The sequence below is a fragment of the Phycicoccus sonneratiae genome, assembly GCF_016887965.1.
Classification (GTDB): domain Bacteria; phylum Actinomycetota; class Actinomycetes; order Actinomycetales; family Dermatophilaceae; genus Phycicoccus; species Phycicoccus sonneratiae.
In genome coordinates, this window is the sequence record NZ_JAFDVD010000015.1 from 120,771 (window position 1) to 137,202 (window position 16,432).

A 16,432-nucleotide genomic window follows, 5' to 3' on the forward strand; every position below is an offset into this window, starting at 1 on the left:
CTCTGACGTGGGAGGACCCATGAGCAGCAGCACGCCCCCGCCCCCTCCGCCGCCGCCGCCGGGCGGGAGCTTCCCCCCGCCGCCGGAGCCCGAGGAGCCGGGCGGCACCTCCGCCGGCGGGTACACGACCCCGCCCCCGCCGCCCGGTGACGCCGGCGGCCCCGGGGTCCCGCCCCCGCCGCCGTCCTTCCCGCCGTCCGGTCCCGCGGCCGGTGGCCTCGGCGGCAACAACACCAAGGCGGTCATCGCCCTCGTGCTCGGCGTCCTCGGCATCGTGTTCGCCGTCTGCTGCGCCTTCGTCGGCCTCCTCCTCGGGGCCGGAGGCGCGGTCCTCGGCTACCTCGCCAAGCAGGAGATCGCCCGCACCGGCCAGCCGGGTGGCGGTCTCGCACAGGGCGGGTTCATCACCGGCATCATCGCCGTCGTCCTCGCGATCATCATGATCGCGGTCGGGGCGGCGAACGTCGCGGCGAACTACAACAGCTGACATGACGACCCACGCCGGCGGTCTCGGGGGCCTCTCACCACGCGTGTGGTGGGCGGCCGCCGGGGCCGCGGCGGCGGGGAGCCTGGCCTGGCTCGCGACGCACGACCCCAACGAGCCCGGCCACTACCCCGCCTGCTTCCTCCTGCAGACGACGGGCCGGTACTGCCCGGTCTGCGGGGGCACGCGGGCCACCTACGACCTCCTGCACGGGGACGTCGCCGGGGCCTTCGCCCGCCACCCCCTCGTGCCGCCGGTGTACCTCGCCGTGGCGGCCTACGTGGTCTACCGCGTCGTCCGCGCCCGCCAGGGCCGGCCGGTGCGCACGAGCATCCCGAACTGGCTGCCCGTGGCCCTCGGGGTCGCCGTCATCGCGTTCGGCGTCGTGCGGAACATCCCGGGCTGGGAGTTCCTCTCCCCCGCCTGAGCCCCCCGCTGCGCCCTGAACCCCCGCTGCGCCCCGAACGCCTCAGGCCGGCGACAGCCAGGTCCAGCCGGGGACGTTGCGGGCCACCGTCAGGACGACGAACGAGACGCCGAGGAGCGCCGGCATCCAGCGCGGCGGGTCCCAGCGCAGCTGCTCCCCCCGCCAGGCGGCGCGCACCCAGAGCCCGAAGAGGACGACCACCCCGAGGTACAGCGGCACGGCGAGCGGGTTGCGCTGCATCGCCCCCGCGACGTCGAGGTGGGTGAGGTCGTGCGTGGCCCGGAGCATCCCGCACCCCGGGCAGTAGATGCCCGCGAGCGCGTAGGTGGGGCAGACCGGGTAGTGCCCGGGCCGGTTCGGGTCGACGGCCCAGACGTACGAGGTCGCGGCGAGCACGCCCGCCGCGACCGTTGCGTGCGGCAGCAGGCGGCGCCACCGGGTCGTCGCCGACCGGGTGGACGCCGCCTGCCGCTGCGCGAGGGTCACGCTCAGGGGGAGGTGCTGGAGCTGCCCGAGAGGACCGCGAGGCCGCCGAAGAAGACGACCCAGAGGATGCTGATGACGAGGAAGACGATCCCGATGATGCCGAGGATGCGGCCGATCTGGACCAGCTGCCGGTTGGAGTAGCGACCCGGCTGGGCGTCGATCTCCTTGAGGGCGTTGTTGCCCATGACGAGGGCGGCGATGCCGAGCGGGGAGCAGCAGACGAGCGAGAGGATGCCGAGGACGAGGATGGTGATGCCCTTCGGGTGGTCGACCGGGCCACCCATGCCACCCGCGGGGGGCGGCGGGGCGGAGTAGCCGCCGTCGCCACCGCCGGGGGGCGGGGGCGGGGTCGATCCGTAGTCAGACATGGTCTCTCGCTTTCACGTGTGGGGAGGCCGTGGCCCCTGCCGGCCGTCCCGGCGGCGCCGATCCTTCCACAGCGCTCCCTCAGATTTCACGCATCCGCGTGCTTTCGGGACGTCGCGCGCCGCGTCCTCAGCGGCGTCGCGAGCGCACGAGGGCGTAGTAGCGCGACGACGAGGGCAGCCACAAGAGCACGATCGCACCGGTCCCGACGGCGAACCCGGGCAGGGCGAGGAGCAGGTCGGCCAGCCCTCCGCTCAGGGCGCCGAGCGCCGTGATGAGCACGCCGAGCACCGCGAAGGCGTAGAACACCGTGGCCGCCACGCGGGCTCCGCCGCGACCCTTGGCGTTGCCGGACGCGACCCACATCCAGACGAGGGCGAGGACCAGGCCCCACCCGACGGAGGCCACCTTGACCCCGGTGACCACGGCCCCGGCGACACCGGGGTCGACGGCGAGCCCGGTCGACGCGAGGACCTCGTCGACGGCCGTCTCGGCCCGGAACGCCGTGACGATGCCCTCGAGCAGGGCGAGGACGGCGCCGGCCCACATGAGGTAGACGGCGTTCATCACCGACGAGGGCGCGAGCACCGTTCCGTCCCACCGGACCCGGAGCCCGTCGGAGGTCTGCTCCTGCACGGGCGTGATCGGCCCGGCCTCGGCGACCACCGCGCCGACCGGGTAGGCCCCGACCGGAGGGGGCAGCTGCGGGGGCGCCGCGAACCCCGGAACGGGCTGCTCGACGGTCATCGGTCCTCCTCACCGGCGGCGCCCGGACGGGCCGCCGGCGCAGCATGCTGCCACGGCGAGCGCTCGCGCAGGGGCGGAACCGGGGACGCGGGGCCGGCCGGCCGAGGACGCGCGACGCCCCCGCACCGGGGGTGCGGGGGCGTCGTCGGGGCGCTCGAGCGGGTCAGTACCGCCGGGCCGAGCTCGCCGCGTAGAACTCGGAGGACTCCTTCTTCCACAGGAGGAAGACGATGTAGGCCCCTAGCAGGATGCTGACGATGTTGAGGACGCGGGCGAGCGCGGCCTGCGGCTGGACGAGGCTGACGAGGAAGCTGACGACCGACAGGGCGAAGAAGACCGTCGCCACGATCCGCGCCCACGACCGGCCCTTGCCGTTCGCGCTCGCCATCCACAGCCACAGGGCCACGCCGATGAGGCCGAAGACGATGGCCGTGCCCGTGCCGATCGCGACGGCGGCGTCGACCGTGCTCTGGTCGACGGTCGTGCCGGCGTCCTCGAGGCTCTTCGTGACGGCGTCCCGGATGGTGCCGCGCAGGAAGAGGACGCTCAGCCCGGAGATCAGCGAGAGCACCGCGCCGACCCGCATGAGGGTGACGGCGAGGTCCATCGACTTGGGCCGGGTGACCGGGCCGGCGTCCGGCGCCTGCTCGTAGGACGGGGCCTGCTCGTAGGACGGCGCCGCGCCGTACGGGTTCGGGGCCGCCGGCGGCGGCGCTGACGGGGGCGGCGGGGCCGACCCGGTCTCGGGGGCCGGCGGGGGCGGCTGCGGGACGGTCCCGTCGGCCGGCGTCTCCGGCTGCTGGGGCGTGCTTCCCTGGTCGGACATGGGGTTCCCTCCTCGTGAGCGGCGGCGGGTGCCTGTGGTGGACCGCTCGCCACGATCGTGGCACAGAGCGCTGCCGGGCTCACGGGGGCGCGCCCCGGGCGGAGCGACCCCGACGGGGTCAGCCGCGGCGGCGCCGGGCCACCTCGTAGAGGGTCACCCCGGTGGCGATGCCCGCGTTGAGCGACTCGACCGCCGAGCTCATCGGCACCGAGACGATCTGGTCGCAGGTCTCGGACACGAGCCGCGAGAGCCCCTTGCCCTCCGAGCCCACGACGACGACGAGCGGCTCGGAGGCGAGCTCGAGGTCGGGCAGCTCGACGTCGCCGTCCATGTCGAGGCCGATGACGAAGAAGCCGGCCTTGCGGAAGTCCTCGAGGGCGCGGGTGAGGTTGGCGGCCTGGGCCACCGGGATGCGCGCCGCGGCGCCGGCGCTGGTCTTCCAGGCGCTGGCCGTCATGCCCGCCGAGCGTCGGCTGGGGACGACGACGCCGTGCCCGCCGAACGCCGCGACCGAGCGGACGATCGCGCCGAGGTTGCGCGGGTCGGTGATGCCGTCGAGGGCGACGACGAGCGGGATGCCGGGGGTCTCGGGGTCGACGAGGTCGCGCGGGTGGGCGTACTCGTACGGCGGCACCTGGACGGCGAGGCCCTGGTGCACGGCGCCGTCGGTGAGCCGGTCGAGCTCGCCGCGGGGGGTCTCGAGGACGGGGATGCCCCGCTCGGTGGCGGTCTTGATGGCCTCGCGGACGCGGTCGTCGGCGTCGATCCGGCCGGCGACGTACATCGTCGTCACGGGCACGTGGGCGCGCAGCGCCTCGACGACGGCGTTGCGCCCGGCGACGACCTCGCTCGAGCCGGCGGGCTTGCGCGACCCGGAACGACCGCCGCCGGGACGACCCCCGGACCGCTTGTCGGCGGCCTTGGCCATCTTGTGCGCCTTGTGGTTGGGGCGGTCGGCGGCCTTCGGCGTGGGGCCCTTGCCCTCGAGGCCGCGACGGCGCTGGCCGCCGGACCCGACCGTGGGTCCCTTCTTGCCGCCCTTGCGGATCGCTCCGCGTCGCTGCGAGTTGCCGGCCACGTCAGTCTCCCTTGGATCGGGCGAGGGTCCACCGGGCGCCGGCCGCGGTGTCCTCGAGGGCGATTCCCGCCGCCGTGAGCTCCTCGCGGATGGCGTCGGCGGTGTCGTAGTCGCGGGCCGAGCGCGCCGCGGCCCGGGCCGCGACCCGGCCGGCGACGAGGACGTCGAGCGCCGCGGTGGCGTCGTCGGCCTCGGAGCCACCGGAGGACCACGCCGGGTCGAGGGGGTTGACCCCGAGCACGTCGGTCATGGCGACGACCCGGCGGGCGGTGGCCGCGGCCTCCTCCTGGTCGCCGTCGTCGAGCGAGATGTTGCCGGCGCGCACCGCCTGGTGGATGACGGCCAGCGCGTCGGAGACCCCGAGGTCGTCGTCCATCGCCTCGCGGAAGTCGGCGGGCAGCTCCTCGGAGCCGTCGGGCAGCAGGGTGTCGACGTCCGGGAGGGCGCGGCGCAGGAACCCCTCGATGCGCTCGACGGTGGTCGCGGCCTCCTCGATCGAGCCGTCGTGGTACTCGATGGTGCTGCGGTAGTGCGCGGCCGTGAGGTAGTAGCGGACGGCGAGGGGCCGGTGCTCGCGCACCACCTCCGAGACGCGCAGGCTGTTGCCGAGCGACTTGCTCATCTTCTCGCCGCCGAGGGTGACCCAGGCGTTGTGCAGCCAGTAGTTGGCGAACCCGAGGCCGGCCGCGCGCGACTGGGCGACCTCGTTCTCGTGGTGCGGGAAGCGCAGGTCGACCCCGCCGCCGTGGATGTCGAAGGTGTCGCCGAGGTACTTGCGGGCCATCGCCGAGCACTCGAGGTGCCAGCCCGGCCGACCGGTGCCGAAGGGCGTGCGCCACGAGGCGCTCTCGGGCTCCTCGCTCTTGCGGCCCTTCCAGAGCGCGAAGTCGCGGGGGTCGCGCTTGCCCCGCGGGTCGGCGTCCTCGGCGTCGGACATGTCGTCGACGCTCTGGTGGGTCAGCTCGCCGTAGCTCGGCCAGCTGCGGACGTCGAAGTACACGTCGCCGGAGTCGTCGGCCGGGGCGTAGGCGTGGCCCCGGGCGACGAGGGTCTCCATCAGGTCGACCATCTCGGGCACGTGGCCGGTGGCGCGGGGCTCGTACGTGGGCGGCAGGACCCCGAGCGCCTCGAGGGCGTCGGCGGTCTCGGTCTCGTTGCGGTAGCTGAGGGCGTACCAGGGCTCGCCGGCCTCGGCGGACTTCGCGAGGATCTTGTCGTCGATGTCGGTGACGTTGCGGATGAGCGTGACGTCGTACCCGTGCCCGCGCTCGAGCCAGCGGCGCAGGACGTCGAAGGCGACGGCGAACCGGACGTGCCCGATGTGCGGCGGTGCCTGGGTCGTGAGCCCGCAGATGTAGATCCCCGCCTTGCCGGGCACGACGGGGACGAAGTCACGCAGCTCGCGCGTGAGGGAGTCGAACAGCCTGAGGGTCACCCGCGACAGGCTACCGGTGGCGCCGCGGGCGCCCCGCATCCGTCGGCACCCGCCGAGCGGCCGGCCGGCGCGCGCCGGTCGAGGTGAAACCCGACCCGGAGGCGGTCCTCCTTCACCTCGACCCGGGGTCAGTGGCCGCGGTCGAGCCACTCCTGGAGGTGCGGGGCCTCGTCGCCGATGCTCGTGGGGTCGCCGTGGCCGGTGAGCACGACCGTCGCCGACGGCAGGGTCAGCAGGCGGGTGCGGATCGAGTCGACGATGGTCGGGAAGTCGCTGTACGAGCGGCCGGTGGCACCCGGACCGCCGGCGAACAGGGTGTCGCCGCTGAACAGGACGCCGAGGGCCGGCACGTGGAGGCAGCAGGCGCCCGGCGCGTGGCCCGGGGTGTGCAGCACGGTCGCCTCGACGTCGCCAACGGTGAACACCTGCCCGTCCGCGAGGTCGCCGCCCGGTGCCTCGTCCTGGCTCTGGTCCCAGAGGACGCGGTCGTCGGGGTGCAGCCATGCGGTGGCGCCGGTCTCGGCGATGAGGTCGGACACCGCGTTGACGTGGTCGTTGTGGCCGTGGGTGCAGACGATGCCCGCGACGCGCCGGCCGCCGACCGCGTCGAGGATCGCGCGCGCGTCGTGGGCCGCGTCGACGACGAGCACCGCGTCGTCGTCACCGAGCAGCCAGACGTTGTTGTCGACGTCCCACGCGCCGCCGTCGAGCTCGAACACCCCGGAGGTGACGACGCGCTCGACCCGGACGCCACCGGGCGAGGTCGGCACCTCGACGCCGAGGTCGTGGCCGCTCACGCGGACCCGTCCAGGACGACGACCGAGCGCAGCACCTCGCCGCGGTGCATCTTGTCGAAGGCGGCCTCGACGTCGCCGATGCCGATGCGCTCGGAGACGAAGGCGTCGAGCGGGAAGCGGCCCTGCCGGAACAGCTCGACGAGCATCGGGAAGTCGCGCGAGGGGAGGCAGTCGCCGTACCAGGAGGACTTGAGGGCCCCGCCGCGGCCGAAGACGTCGATCATCGGCAGGGTGACCTCCTTGTCCGGGGTCGGGACCCCGACGAGGACGACGGTGCCGGCGAGGTCGCGGGCGTAGAACGCCTGCTCGTAGGTCTCCGGGCGACCGACCGCCTCGACGACGACGTCCGCACCGTGACCGCCGGTCAGGGCGCGCACCGCCTCGACGGGGTCCTCGGTGGAGGCGTCGACGGTGTGCGTGGCGCCCAGCTGCCGGGCCCACTCGAGCTTGCGGCCGTCGACGTCGACGGCGACGATCGTCGTCGCCCCCGCGACCTTCGCCCCGGCGATCGCCGCGTTGCCGACGCCGCCGCAGCCGATGACCGCGACCGAGTCGCCGCGACCCACGCCTCCGGTGTTGACGGCCGCGCCGAACCCGGCCATCACGCCGCAGCCCAGCAGGCCGACCGCAGCGGCATCGGCCTCGTCGACCTTCGTGCACTGGCCGGCAGCGACGAGCGTCTTCTCGACGAACGCGCCGATGCCGAGCGCCGGCGACAGCTCGGTGCCGTCGGTCAGCGTCATCTTCTGCGTCGCGTTGTGGGTGGCGAAGCAGTACCAGGGCTTGCCCCTGAGGCAGGCGCGGCACTGCCCGCAGACGGCGCGCCAGTTGAGGATGACGAAGTCGCCGGGTGCGACGTCGGTGACGCCCTCGCCGACGGCCTCGACCCGCCCCGCGGCCTCGTGCCCGAGGAGGAACGGGAAGTCGTCGTTGATGCCGCCCTCGCGGTAGTGCAGGTCGGTGTGGCAGACGCCGCAGGCCTCGACCACGACGACCGCCTCGCCCGGGCCGGGGTCGGGGACGACGATGTCGACGAGCTCGACGGGGGCACCCTTGGATCGGGCGATGACTCCCTGGACGGTCTGCGGCACGGTTCCTCCTCGGTGAGCGACGCGGCGGCCCTCGCCACGCTAGTGCCCGGCCCGGCGGTCGCGGGAGGGGCCGGCCGGCCGCCGGGTGCACACCCCGTGCACCGGGCCGTCGAACCCCTCTTTCCCGACGGGCAACGCGACGTATCCTGCGGCCATGCCCTACCCGGTGTTCGACGAGGTCATCCACGAGCCGCACCGCCTGCAGATCTGTGCCTACCTCGTGCCGGTGCCGGGCCGCGACTTCGGGGAGGTCCGCAACGAGCTGGGGCTCTCGGACTCCGCCCTGTCCAAGCACCTCAAGGCGCTGACCGGCAAGGGCTACACCCGGCTCGAGCGCGGCGCCCGCGAGGGGCGGCAGGTGACGACGATCGTCCTCACCGCCGCCGGCCGCGACGCCTTGTGCGGGCACGTCGCCGAGCTGCAGCGGATGGCCCGCATCGTCGGTGCCGACCGTCGCACCGGGCTGCGCACGCGCTGACCGCCAGCCAGCTGCCCACTTCTTGCGAGTTGGGCTCGCGACACGCCGCAGGTCCCGGCGCGTCGGCGGCGGAACGCGCAAGAACTCGCGGGATCAGCGGGGGACGACGAGCGCGGTGGCGATGGCCGCGACCCCCTCGCCCCGCCCGGTGAGGCCGAGCCCGTCGGTCGTCGTGCCGCTCACCGACACCGGGGCGCCCACGGCCTCCGACAGCACCGCCTCGGCCTCGGCCCGGCGGCGGCCGACCTTCGGGCCGTTGCCGACCACCTGGACCGCGACGTTGCCGATGTCGAAGCCGGCGTCGCGCACCAGCCGGGCGGCCTCGGCGAGCAGCGTCACCCCGGAGGCCCCGGCCAGCTCGGGCCGCCCGGTGCCGAAGTGCGCCCCGAGGTCGCCGATCCCCGCGGCCGAGAAGAGGGCGTCGCAGGCGGCGTGCGCGGCGACGTCGGCGTCGGAGTGCCCGTCGAGCCCGCGCTCCCCCGGCCAGTGCAGCCCGGCGACCCACAGCTCGCGCTCCGAGCCCTCGGGGGCCAGGGCGTGCACGTCGACGCCGACACCGACGCGGGGCAGGGGTCTCATGGCGACGATGCTAGGGCCGCCCGGCGGGCGACCGGCCCGGGTCGGCGGCGAGGAGGCGCTCGGCGTGGGCGAGGTCGTCGACGGTCGTCACCTTGAACGCCCGCGCGTCGCCGTCGACGACGAGCACCTCGTGGCCGAGGGCCTCGACGAGCGCCGCGTCGTCGGTGGCGCCCGAACCCCCCGCGTGGGCCGCCTCGAGGACGTCGCGCCGGAAGCCCTGGGGGGTCTGCACGGCCCGCAGCGCCGACCGCTGTGGGGTGCCGGTGACGACACCGCGCTCGTCGACCGCCTTGACGGTGTCGACGACGGGGACGCCCGGCACGACCCCGGCGTACCCGGCGCGCACCCCCGCGACGACCCGCTCGAAGACGCCGACGGGGGTGAGGCAGCGGGCCGCGTCGTGGACGAGGACGACGTGGCAGGCGGGGTCCAGCGCCGCGAGGCCGGCGGCGACCGAGTCGGTGCGCTCGCTCCCGCCGGCGACGACGCGCGCGCCGACGGGCAGCGTGACGCCCGACCACTGCGGGCCCGAGGGGTCGGCGAGGGCGGCCGGGGCGACGACGACGACGGAGACCACGCCCGGGACCCCGGCCACGGTGTCGAGCGCCCACGCGAGGAGCGGGCGCCCGGCGAGCGGCACGAACGCCTTGGGCACCGCGGCGCCCAGCCGCGAGCCGGACCCGGCCGCGACGACGACGACGCCCACGCCGCGTGCTGCGGCGTGGGCGTCGGTCACGTCAGTGGATGTCCTCGCCCGGGGGCGAGCGACGGCGTCAGGACGCGAGGACCTCGTCGAGGATGGTCTCGGCCTTCTCCTCGTCGGTCTTCTCGGCGAGCGCGAGCTCGGAGACGAGGATCTGGCGGGCCTTGGCGAGCATCCGCTTCTCCCCGGCGGAGAGGCCGCGGTCCTTGTCGCGGCGCCACAGGTCGCGGACGACCTCGGCGACCTTGATGACGTCGCCGGAGGCGAGCTTCTCGAGGTTGGCCTTGAAGCGGCGCGACCAGTTGGTCGGCTCCTCGGCGTACGGTGTGCGGAGGACCTCGAAGACCTTGTCCAGACCGGCCTTGTCGACGACGTCGCGGACGCCGACGAGGTCACAGTTCTCGGCGGGAACCTCGATGACCAGGTCGCCCTGGGCGACCTTGAGCTTGAGGTAGAGCTTCTCCTCTCCGCGGATCGTGCGGGTCTTGATCTCCTCGATGCGCGCAGCCCCGTGGTGGGGGTACACGACCGTTTCGCCGACCTTGAAAACCATGTGTTGTTGTCCCCTTTCGCGGCGTTCAGGATACCACGACACGCCGAGTGCACCCAATGCAGAGTCCCGGCGTTTGCGCAGGTCAGAGGCCTGAAGTCGGTGTCGCAGAGAAGATTTCGGGGGTTGACAGATCGGCCTGCGGCATGCTTCACGCGCGGGCGTCGCGCGAGAGGGGACGGCCACCGCGGACCCCGCTCCCGGCCTGCGCGCGGCACCGTCGCCGGCCCGGCTATCCTTGGCCCCGTGACGACCCGAGCCGCCTCCGCCCTCCGGTTCGCCGGACTCGCCGCCGCCGCGCTCCTCGCGTCCGGCTGTGCCGTCTTCTCGCCGACGCAGACCGACTACCCGTACATCCCGGCCGACGGCGTCGACCTGTCGATGCCCGGTCTCGAGCTGCGCAACGTCGCCGTCGTCGCCACCGCCGAGGGGGCCCCGGGCGTGCTCGTCGGGCAGGCCGTCAACGAGGCCGCCGACGCCGTCGACGTCGCCTTCGGGCTCCAGGACGAGCAGGGCGGCACCACCTCGGTCCCCGCCTACTCGGGCGCCACGCTCTCGACGGCCACGACGAAGCTCGAGGTCGGCTCGGTGCCCGTGGCGCCGGGCGGCATGGTCCAGCTGACCGTCACGACGCAGCAGGCCGGCCAGAACGTCGTCCTCGTGCCGGTGCTCGCACCCGAGCGCTACTACGCCGACCTCGAGGTCAGCCCCTCGGCGTCGCCGTCGCCCTCCCCCTCCGCGAGCTGAGCCGCCGGCCCCCCGCGCGGCCCGGACGCCTCAGGCCTCGAACTTGTACCCGAGGCCGCGCACGGTGAGGATGTGCGCCGGGCTGCCGGGGTCGGCCTCGACCTTGGCCCGCAGCCGCTTGACGTGCACGTCGAGGGTCTTGGTGTCGCCGACGTAGTCGCTGCCCCACACCCGGTCGATGAGCTGCATCCGGGTCAGCACCCGGCCGGTGTTGCGCAGCAGCATCTCGAGCAGCTCGAACTCCTTGAGCGGGAACGACATCTGCTCGCCGCGCACGGTGACGACGTGGCGCTCGACGTCCATCCGCACCGGGCCGGCCTCGAGGGTCGTCGGCAGCAGCTCCTCGGGCTCGGCGCCGCGGCGCAGGACGGCCTTGATGCGGGCCAGCAGCTCGCGCGAGGAGTAGGGCTTCGTGACGTAGTCGTCGGCGCCGAGCTCGAGGCCGACGACCTTGTCGATCTCGCTGTCCTTGGCCGTGAGCATGATGACCGGCACGTTCGAGCGCTGGCGCAGCGCGCGGCAGACGTCGACCCCCGAGAGCCCCGGCAGCATGAGGTCGAGGAGGACGAGGTCGGCCCCGGCGGCGTCGAACGCGCTGAGCGCCTCGTGCCCGTCGTCGGCCACCGACACCTCGTAGCCCTCCTTGCTCAGGAGGTAGCTCAGCGGGTCCGAGAACGACTCCTCGTCCTCGACGATCAGGATGCGCGTCATGCGGTGCTCTCTCCTCGGGAGGCGACGGCGACCCCGGGGGCGGGGTCGGCCGGGGGGTCGGTGTCGACGGCCTGGGGGGCCGCCACCGGCAGTCTCATGGTGAAGGTCGAGCCGCGCCCCTCCTGGCTCCACACGGTGACCTCGCCACCGTGGTTGGCGCAGACGTGCTTGACGATGGCCAGCCCGAGGCCGGTGCCGCCGGTGGCGCGCGAGCGGGCGGCGTCGACCCGGTAGAAGCGCTCGAAGATGCGCTCCTGCTCGGCGGCCGGGATGCCCTGCCCCTGGTCGGTGACGGCGATCTCGACGGCGTCGTCGACGAGCCGGGCGCCGATGCCCACGCGGGTGCGGGTGTCGCTGTAGTTGACGGCGTTGGTCAGGAGGTTGGCGACGGCGGTGACGAGCAGCTCGGCGTCGCCGAAGACCCTGAGCCCCCGCTCGGTGGCCAGCCCGAGGTCGATGTCCTTGGCCTCGGCCGCGACCCGCACCCGGTCGAGCGCCTCGACGAGGACCGTTCCGATGTCGACGAGCTCGGGCTCGTGGAGGGTGTCGGCGACCTGGAGCCGGGAGAGGTCGACGATCTCCTGGACGAGCCGCCCGAGCCGGGTGGCCTCGACCCGGATCCGCTCGGCGAAGCGGGCGACGGCCTCGGGGTCGTCCTTGCCGTCGAGCACCGCCTCGGCGAGCAGCGAGATGCCGCCGACCGGGGTCTTCAGCTCGTGGGAGACGTTGGCGACGAAGTCGCGGCGCACCTCCTCGACCCGCCGGGCGTGGGTGTGGTCCTCGGCGAGGATGAGCACGTGGTGGAGGCCGAGCGTGGCGACCCGCACGCGCATCACGACGGAGGCGTCCGGTGACGGCCCGCGCGCGAGGTCGAGCTCGGCCTCGCGGATGACGCCGTCGCGCCGGACCAGCCGGGCGAGGTGGCGCAGCTCGTGGTGCACGAGCTCGCCGTGGCGCACGAGGCCGTAGGTGAGGGCCGGCGCGGACGCCTTGACGACCGCGTCGGAGGTGTCGACGACGACGGCGATGGAGCGCAGGACCGAGAGGACGTCGCCGACGCCGCGGGCCAGCGGCGGCTCCTCGACCTGGGGCGCGGCGGCGAGGCTGCGCTCGGACCAGCGGCCCGCGAGGACGCCGACGGCACCGATGACGAGGCCGGCGGCCCCGCCGAGCGTCGCCGCGATCGTCGCATCCACGGATCCAGCGTACGGCGGCCCCGGGGCGCCTCCGTGCGTCCGGGAGGGGTGCCGCGCAGGCGGACGCCCGAAGTTCACCTCGCCGGTGCCTCCGGTTCATCCCCGGGTGCGATGGTTCCCGGGCGACGGCGCGACCCGCCGGCCCCCGTCGCGCCCCCGAGCCCCGGACCCGAAGGACCACCACCCGTGATGCGCAAGGCCTACCACGAGGAGCTCGACCGGATCGCCGAGAGCCTCGTCGAGATGACCCACCTCGCGGCGTCCGCGATGAGCCGCGCGACGACCGCGCTCCTCGACGCCGACGTCCACCTCGCCGACTCCGTCATCACCGCCGACGCCGACATCGACGCGCGGCGCGAGCAGATCGACCTGCTCTCCTTCGACCTGCTCGCCCTCCAGCAGCCGGTGGCGACCGACCTGCGCGTCGTCGTGACGAGCATGCGGATGAGCAGCGACATCGAGCGGATGGGCGACCTCGCCCGGCACGTCGCCAAGGTCGCCCGGCTGCGCTACCCCGCCTCGGCCGTCCCGCCGGAGCTGCGGGGCACCTTCCGCGAGATGGGGTCGGTCGCCGAGCTCATCGTCGAGAAGGTCGGCTCGGTCATCGCCCGGCGCGACGTCGAGGGCGCCCTCGAGGTGGCCCGCGACGACGACGCGATGGACCGCCTCCACCGCGACCTCTTCGCGCAGGTGACGAGCAGCGAGTGGCCGCACGACACCGAGACGGCCGTCGACATCACCCTGCTCGGGCGCTACTACGAGCGCTTCGCCGACCACGCCGTCTCGGTCGCCGAGCGGGTCGTCTGGATCGTCACCGGCGAGTGGGGCGACGAGGCCGGCGGCGGCCACGACGAGGTGGCGGACACCGCACCCGCGGGAGCCTGAGACCCGGTGCCCGCGGCGATCGGCGGCGATACGCTCGAGACGTGGACGACGAGCAGCGCCGGTCGGTGACCGAGGACTACGCCGAGGAGATCGAGGAGCTCCACGACCTCGAGGAGGCCGAGGGCGTCGACGTCGACGTCAAGGTCGGCAAGGCGTGGCAGCACGGGTACCCGTACGCGAAGAAGCTCCCGCGCGACGAGTACGAGAAGACCAAGCGCCGGCTCCAGGTCGAGCTGCTCAAGCTCCAGCTGCACGTCAAGGACACCGGCACGAAGGTCCTCGTGCTCTGCGAGGGGCGGGACGCGGCCGGCAAGGGCGGGGCCATCAAGCGCTTCATGGAGCACCTCAACCCCCGTGGCGCGCGAATCGTCGCCCTCGAGAAGCCCACCGAGGTCGAGCGCACCCAGTGGTACTTCCAGCGCTACGTGCAGCACCTGCCGAGCGGTGGCGAGATCGTCTTCATGGACCGCTCCTGGTACAACCGCGCCGGCGTCGAGCGGGTCATGGGCTACTGCACCCCGACGCAGTACCTCGAGTTCATGCGCGAGTGCCCCGAGTTCGAGCGGATGCTCGTCAACTCCGGCATCCACCTCGTCAAGCTGTGGTTCTCGGTGAGCCAGGAGGAGCAGGCCGCGCGCTTCGCCTCCCGGCAGAACGACCCGGTGCGGCAGTGGAAGCTCTCCCCCACCGACCTCGCGAGCCTCGACAAGTGGGAGGCGTACACCGAGGCCAAGGAGGCGATGTTCTTCTACACAGACACCGGTGACGCCCCGTGGACCGTCGTCAAGAGCAACGACAAGAAGCGGGCCCGCCTCGAGGCGATGCGGTTGCTGCTCACCGGGATCGACTACCGCAGCAAGGACCACGACGTCGTCGGCACGCCCGACCCGCTCATCGTCGGGCCGGCCTCGCGCATCTTCGAGCAGGGCGAGCACACCGACCGGGTGCTGCCCCGGCTCTGAGGCCACCGGCGGCGAGCCCTGGACTCCGGCCGCCGCGGGCGGACACTGGGGACGTGACGCCGCCGTCCGCCCCGGGCTTCCGGGACTTCGCCGAGGCCCGCTGGCCCGACCTCGAGGCGGTCGCGCTCGTCACCACGCTCGACCCGGTGGGGGCCCGGTCGGCCACCGCGCGGGCCCTCGCCGCACTGGCCGGGCGCTGGGGCACCGTCGTCGAGGAGGGCCGGCCGACGGCCGAGGCCCAGACCGCCCTCCTCGCCCTGCTGGCACGCCCGCTGCCCGCGTCGCCGGACCCCGTCGCGGTGCGGGCGGTGCTCGACGGCCCGGGCGACCACGTGCCGCTGGCCCTCCTCGACCGGGTGCTCGCCGAGGAGCCCGCCGTCCGGGCCGACCTGGCCGCCGAGGCGGTGTGGGCCTGGGCCCCGGGCGCGGGGGCGCGGGCGCTGGGCCTCCCCGACGCGGACCCGGCGCTCGCCGGTGCGCGGGCCCGCCTCGTCGAGGCGCACCGGGCCGCCCGCGCCGCCGACGGCCTCGCCCCGGCCGACGAGGAGGTGGTCGCCGACCTCTGCGGGCTCGCCGACCGGCTCGCCGCCGCGCAGCCGCCGGCGCCCGACCCCGACTCCCTCGCCGCGGCCGTCGGGCCCGGAGCACGCCGCCGGCTGCTCGTGGCCGGGGGCGGGACGGCCCTCGCGGTCGGCGCCCTCGCGTGGTGGGGAACCGCCGGGCGGGGGGCGCGCTCGACCGCCGCCACGTCCGGCCCCCCGCCCAACGCCGACCGGACGTGGACGTCGACGGCCCGGTGGCCCGCCCGCGGGCGGGTCGGCACCGACCTCGAGGTCCAGGCCCTCGTCGCCCGGTCGGCCCCCGGGGGCCGGGTGCTGCTGGCCGACGACGTGCTCGACGGGCGGGTCGTCGTCGCGGCGGAGGCGGCCGGCGAGGCCTCGGGGACGACGCTGAGGCTGTGGACCGGACCGGTCGGGGCGGCGCCCACGGGCCTCGCCGAGGTGCCGCTCGTCCCGGGGCAGGTGCGCGGCGCCGCCGACGTCGTCGCCCTCGGGGTCCCCCACGGCGACGCGGGCGTCCTCGTCGTGCTCACCGGGCCGGGGGTCGAGCGGGCCCGGTACTCCCTCGTGGCCCGGCCGACGCCGCTCGGCGGCATCCGGCGCGAGTGGGAGGACCTGCCGCTCACCGGCGGGATCGGGTCGGTCCTCCTGGGGCAGCCGGCCGGGCCGGCCGCGCGGGTCCGGGTCGGCGGCTGGGACGGGCCCCTCCCGCGGCCGCGGTCCTGGGCGCGGGTCGGCCGGCGCGGCGAGGACGCCTTCCGCGACGAGGTCGCCGCGATCACCGGGGTGCCGGCGGACCGGCTGCGCCTCGGGGTGCGGCGCTCCCGGCTGCCGGACGACCTCGTCCTGCCCACCGCACCGGATTCCCACCTGGAGGCCCGCCTCCTCGTCGCGACGACCCCGGACGGTGCGGTCCTGCGGGCGCTCCTCGTGACGACCGCCGACGCCGCCCCCCGGGTGGTCCGCGGCGACGGCCCGCTCGTCGTCCCCGCCGACGACGCCGAGGCACCCTTCGCGCTGCGCGTGGACGACGACCTCGGGGGCCGCTCGACGTGGGTCGTCACGAGTCCGCCGCGGGGTGCGACGGTCCAGTTCCGCACCGCCGACGGCACCGACCGGGCGCTCGGGGCCGCCGCACCGGTCGTCGGCCACGCCGCGGTGGTGCGGGTCGAGCTGGCGCCCGGGGCCGCGGGGGCGCGGGTCGTCGTCCGGGACGCCGACGGCACGCTGGTGGTCGACGGGCCGCCGCTGCGGGGGCGTGACGCCTACGACCTCGCGCCCGGCGACCCCGCCTGACCCGCCGGTCGGGCGGTCGGGCCGTCCC

At 74.9% G+C, this 16,432-nt stretch carries 20 protein-coding genes; 7 read left to right on the top strand and 13 right to left on the bottom strand.

Annotated elements, in window-relative coordinates; genetic code table 11:
- Nucleotides 1-19: 19 nt before the first annotated feature.
- Together JQN70_RS13890 and JQN70_RS13895 are read left to right on the top strand one after the other, a co-directional pair.
- Nucleotides 20-487, top strand: coding sequence for a DUF4190 domain-containing protein (locus JQN70_RS13890; protein ID WP_204131956.1), 468 nt, complete (start codon nt 20-22; stop codon nt 485-487).
- Nucleotide 488: 1 nt separating this feature from the next.
- Entirely contained in the window at nt 489-911 is a 423-nt protein-coding gene (locus JQN70_RS13895) for a DUF2752 domain-containing protein (protein ID WP_204131957.1), read from the top strand.
- 42 nt (nt 912-953) lie between these two features.
- Here JQN70_RS13895 and JQN70_RS20585 read toward each other — a convergent pair whose 3' ends face one another.
- The 8 genes from JQN70_RS20585 to JQN70_RS13935 all read right to left on the bottom strand — a co-directional run bounded on the left by JQN70_RS20585 (nt 954) and on the right by JQN70_RS13935 (nt 7,737).
- On the bottom strand, nt 954-1,397 hold the full coding sequence (locus JQN70_RS20585; protein WP_204131958.1) for a DUF2752 domain-containing protein: 444 nt from the start codon (nt 1,395-1,397) through the stop codon (nt 954-956).
- A 2-nt stretch (nt 1,398-1,399) separates the two neighbouring features.
- Entirely contained in the window at nt 1,400-1,765 is a 366-nt protein-coding gene (locus tag JQN70_RS13905) for a DUF4190 domain-containing protein (protein WP_204131959.1), read from the bottom strand.
- 127 nt (nt 1,766-1,892) lie between these two features.
- On the bottom strand, nt 1,893-2,510 hold the full coding sequence (locus tag JQN70_RS13910) for a hypothetical protein (RefSeq protein WP_204131960.1): 618 nt from the start codon (nt 2,508-2,510) through the stop codon (nt 1,893-1,895).
- Between the two features lie 163 nt (nt 2,511-2,673).
- Complete coding sequence (locus JQN70_RS13915; protein ID WP_204131961.1) at nt 2,674-3,336, bottom strand: DUF6264 family protein; 663 nt, start codon at nt 3,334-3,336, stop codon at nt 2,674-2,676.
- Nucleotides 3,337-3,454: 118 nt separating this feature from the next.
- The gene (gene rlmB, locus JQN70_RS13920) at nt 3,455-4,414 is read right to left on the bottom strand and encodes a 23S rRNA (guanosine(2251)-2'-O)-methyltransferase RlmB (RefSeq protein WP_204131962.1); all 960 of its coding nucleotides are present in this window, start codon (nt 4,412-4,414) and stop codon (nt 3,455-3,457) included.
- Between the two features lies 1 nt (nt 4,415).
- Nucleotides 4,416-5,849: a cysteine--tRNA ligase gene (gene cysS / locus JQN70_RS13925; RefSeq protein ID WP_204131963.1), complete on the bottom strand. Its 1,434-nt coding sequence runs from the start codon at nt 5,847-5,849 to the stop codon at nt 4,416-4,418.
- Nucleotides 5,850-5,977: 128 nt separating this feature from the next.
- A complete protein-coding gene (locus JQN70_RS13930) occupies nt 5,978-6,646 on the bottom strand; it encodes an MBL fold metallo-hydrolase (RefSeq protein ID WP_307835990.1) in 669 nt (222 codons plus the stop codon).
- Nucleotides 6,643-7,737, bottom strand: coding sequence for an S-(hydroxymethyl)mycothiol dehydrogenase (locus tag JQN70_RS13935; RefSeq protein ID WP_204131964.1), 1,095 nt, complete (start codon nt 7,735-7,737; stop codon nt 6,643-6,645). The genes JQN70_RS13930 and JQN70_RS13935 overlap by 4 nt, the downstream gene beginning before the upstream one ends.
- A 154-nt stretch (nt 7,738-7,891) precedes the next feature.
- On the opposite strand from JQN70_RS13935, the gene JQN70_RS13940 reads away from it, so the two are divergent.
- On the top strand, nt 7,892-8,215 hold the full coding sequence (locus tag JQN70_RS13940; protein WP_204131965.1) for a transcriptional regulator: 324 nt from the start codon (nt 7,892-7,894) through the stop codon (nt 8,213-8,215).
- A gap of 93 nt (nt 8,216-8,308) precedes the next feature.
- On the opposite strand, the gene ispF is transcribed toward JQN70_RS13940, so the two are convergent.
- The 3 genes from ispF to JQN70_RS13955 are packed head-to-tail and all read right to left on the bottom strand — an operon-like array spanning nt 8,309 to nt 10,050.
- Nucleotides 8,309-8,794 carry a 2-C-methyl-D-erythritol 2,4-cyclodiphosphate synthase gene (gene ispF, locus JQN70_RS13945; RefSeq protein WP_204131966.1) on the bottom strand — a complete coding sequence of 162 codons (486 nt, stop codon included), beginning with the start codon at nt 8,792-8,794 and terminating at the stop codon, nt 8,309-8,311.
- Between the two features lie 10 nt (nt 8,795-8,804).
- On the bottom strand, nt 8,805-9,530 hold the full coding sequence (ispD, locus tag JQN70_RS13950; RefSeq protein WP_204131967.1) for a 2-C-methyl-D-erythritol 4-phosphate cytidylyltransferase: 726 nt from the start codon (nt 9,528-9,530) through the stop codon (nt 8,805-8,807).
- Nucleotides 9,531-9,567: 37 nt separating this feature from the next.
- The gene (locus JQN70_RS13955) at nt 9,568-10,050 is read right to left on the bottom strand and encodes a CarD family transcriptional regulator (RefSeq protein ID WP_166122640.1); all 483 of its coding nucleotides are present in this window, start codon (nt 10,048-10,050) and stop codon (nt 9,568-9,570) included.
- Nucleotides 10,051-10,293: 243 nt separating this feature from the next.
- Here JQN70_RS13955 and JQN70_RS13960 point away from each other — a divergent pair, with 243 nt between their 5' ends.
- Nucleotides 10,294-10,794: a hypothetical protein gene (locus JQN70_RS13960; RefSeq protein WP_204131968.1), complete on the top strand. Its 501-nt coding sequence runs from the start codon at nt 10,294-10,296 to the stop codon at nt 10,792-10,794.
- Between the two features lie 30 nt (nt 10,795-10,824).
- Here the strand turns inward: JQN70_RS13960 and JQN70_RS13965 are convergent, their stop codons facing one another.
- Both JQN70_RS13965 and JQN70_RS13970 read right to left on the bottom strand, forming a co-directional pair.
- A complete protein-coding gene (locus JQN70_RS13965) occupies nt 10,825-11,505 on the bottom strand; it encodes a response regulator transcription factor (RefSeq protein ID WP_204131969.1) in 681 nt (226 codons plus the stop codon).
- Nucleotides 11,502-12,701, bottom strand: coding sequence for a sensor histidine kinase (locus JQN70_RS13970; protein ID WP_204131970.1), 1,200 nt, complete (start codon nt 12,699-12,701; stop codon nt 11,502-11,504). The genes JQN70_RS13965 and JQN70_RS13970 overlap by 4 nt, the downstream gene beginning before the upstream one ends.
- A gap of 189 nt (nt 12,702-12,890) precedes the next feature.
- Between JQN70_RS13970 and phoU the strand changes: the two genes are divergently transcribed.
- The 3 genes from phoU to JQN70_RS13985 are packed head-to-tail and all read left to right on the top strand — an operon-like array spanning nt 12,891 to nt 16,404.
- The gene (gene phoU / locus JQN70_RS13975) at nt 12,891-13,586 is read left to right on the top strand and encodes a phosphate signaling complex protein PhoU (protein ID WP_204132049.1); all 696 of its coding nucleotides are present in this window, start codon (nt 12,891-12,893) and stop codon (nt 13,584-13,586) included.
- Nucleotides 13,587-13,627: 41 nt separating this feature from the next.
- Nucleotides 13,628-14,548 (top strand): polyphosphate kinase 2, encoded by a 921-nt coding sequence (gene ppk2, locus JQN70_RS13980; RefSeq protein ID WP_307835991.1) that lies wholly within the window; start codon nt 13,628-13,630, stop codon nt 14,546-14,548.
- Between the two features lie 53 nt (nt 14,549-14,601).
- On the top strand, nt 14,602-16,404 hold the full coding sequence (locus JQN70_RS13985) for a hypothetical protein (protein ID WP_204131971.1): 1,803 nt from the start codon (nt 14,602-14,604) through the stop codon (nt 16,402-16,404).
- Nucleotides 16,405-16,432 lie beyond the last annotated feature (28 nt).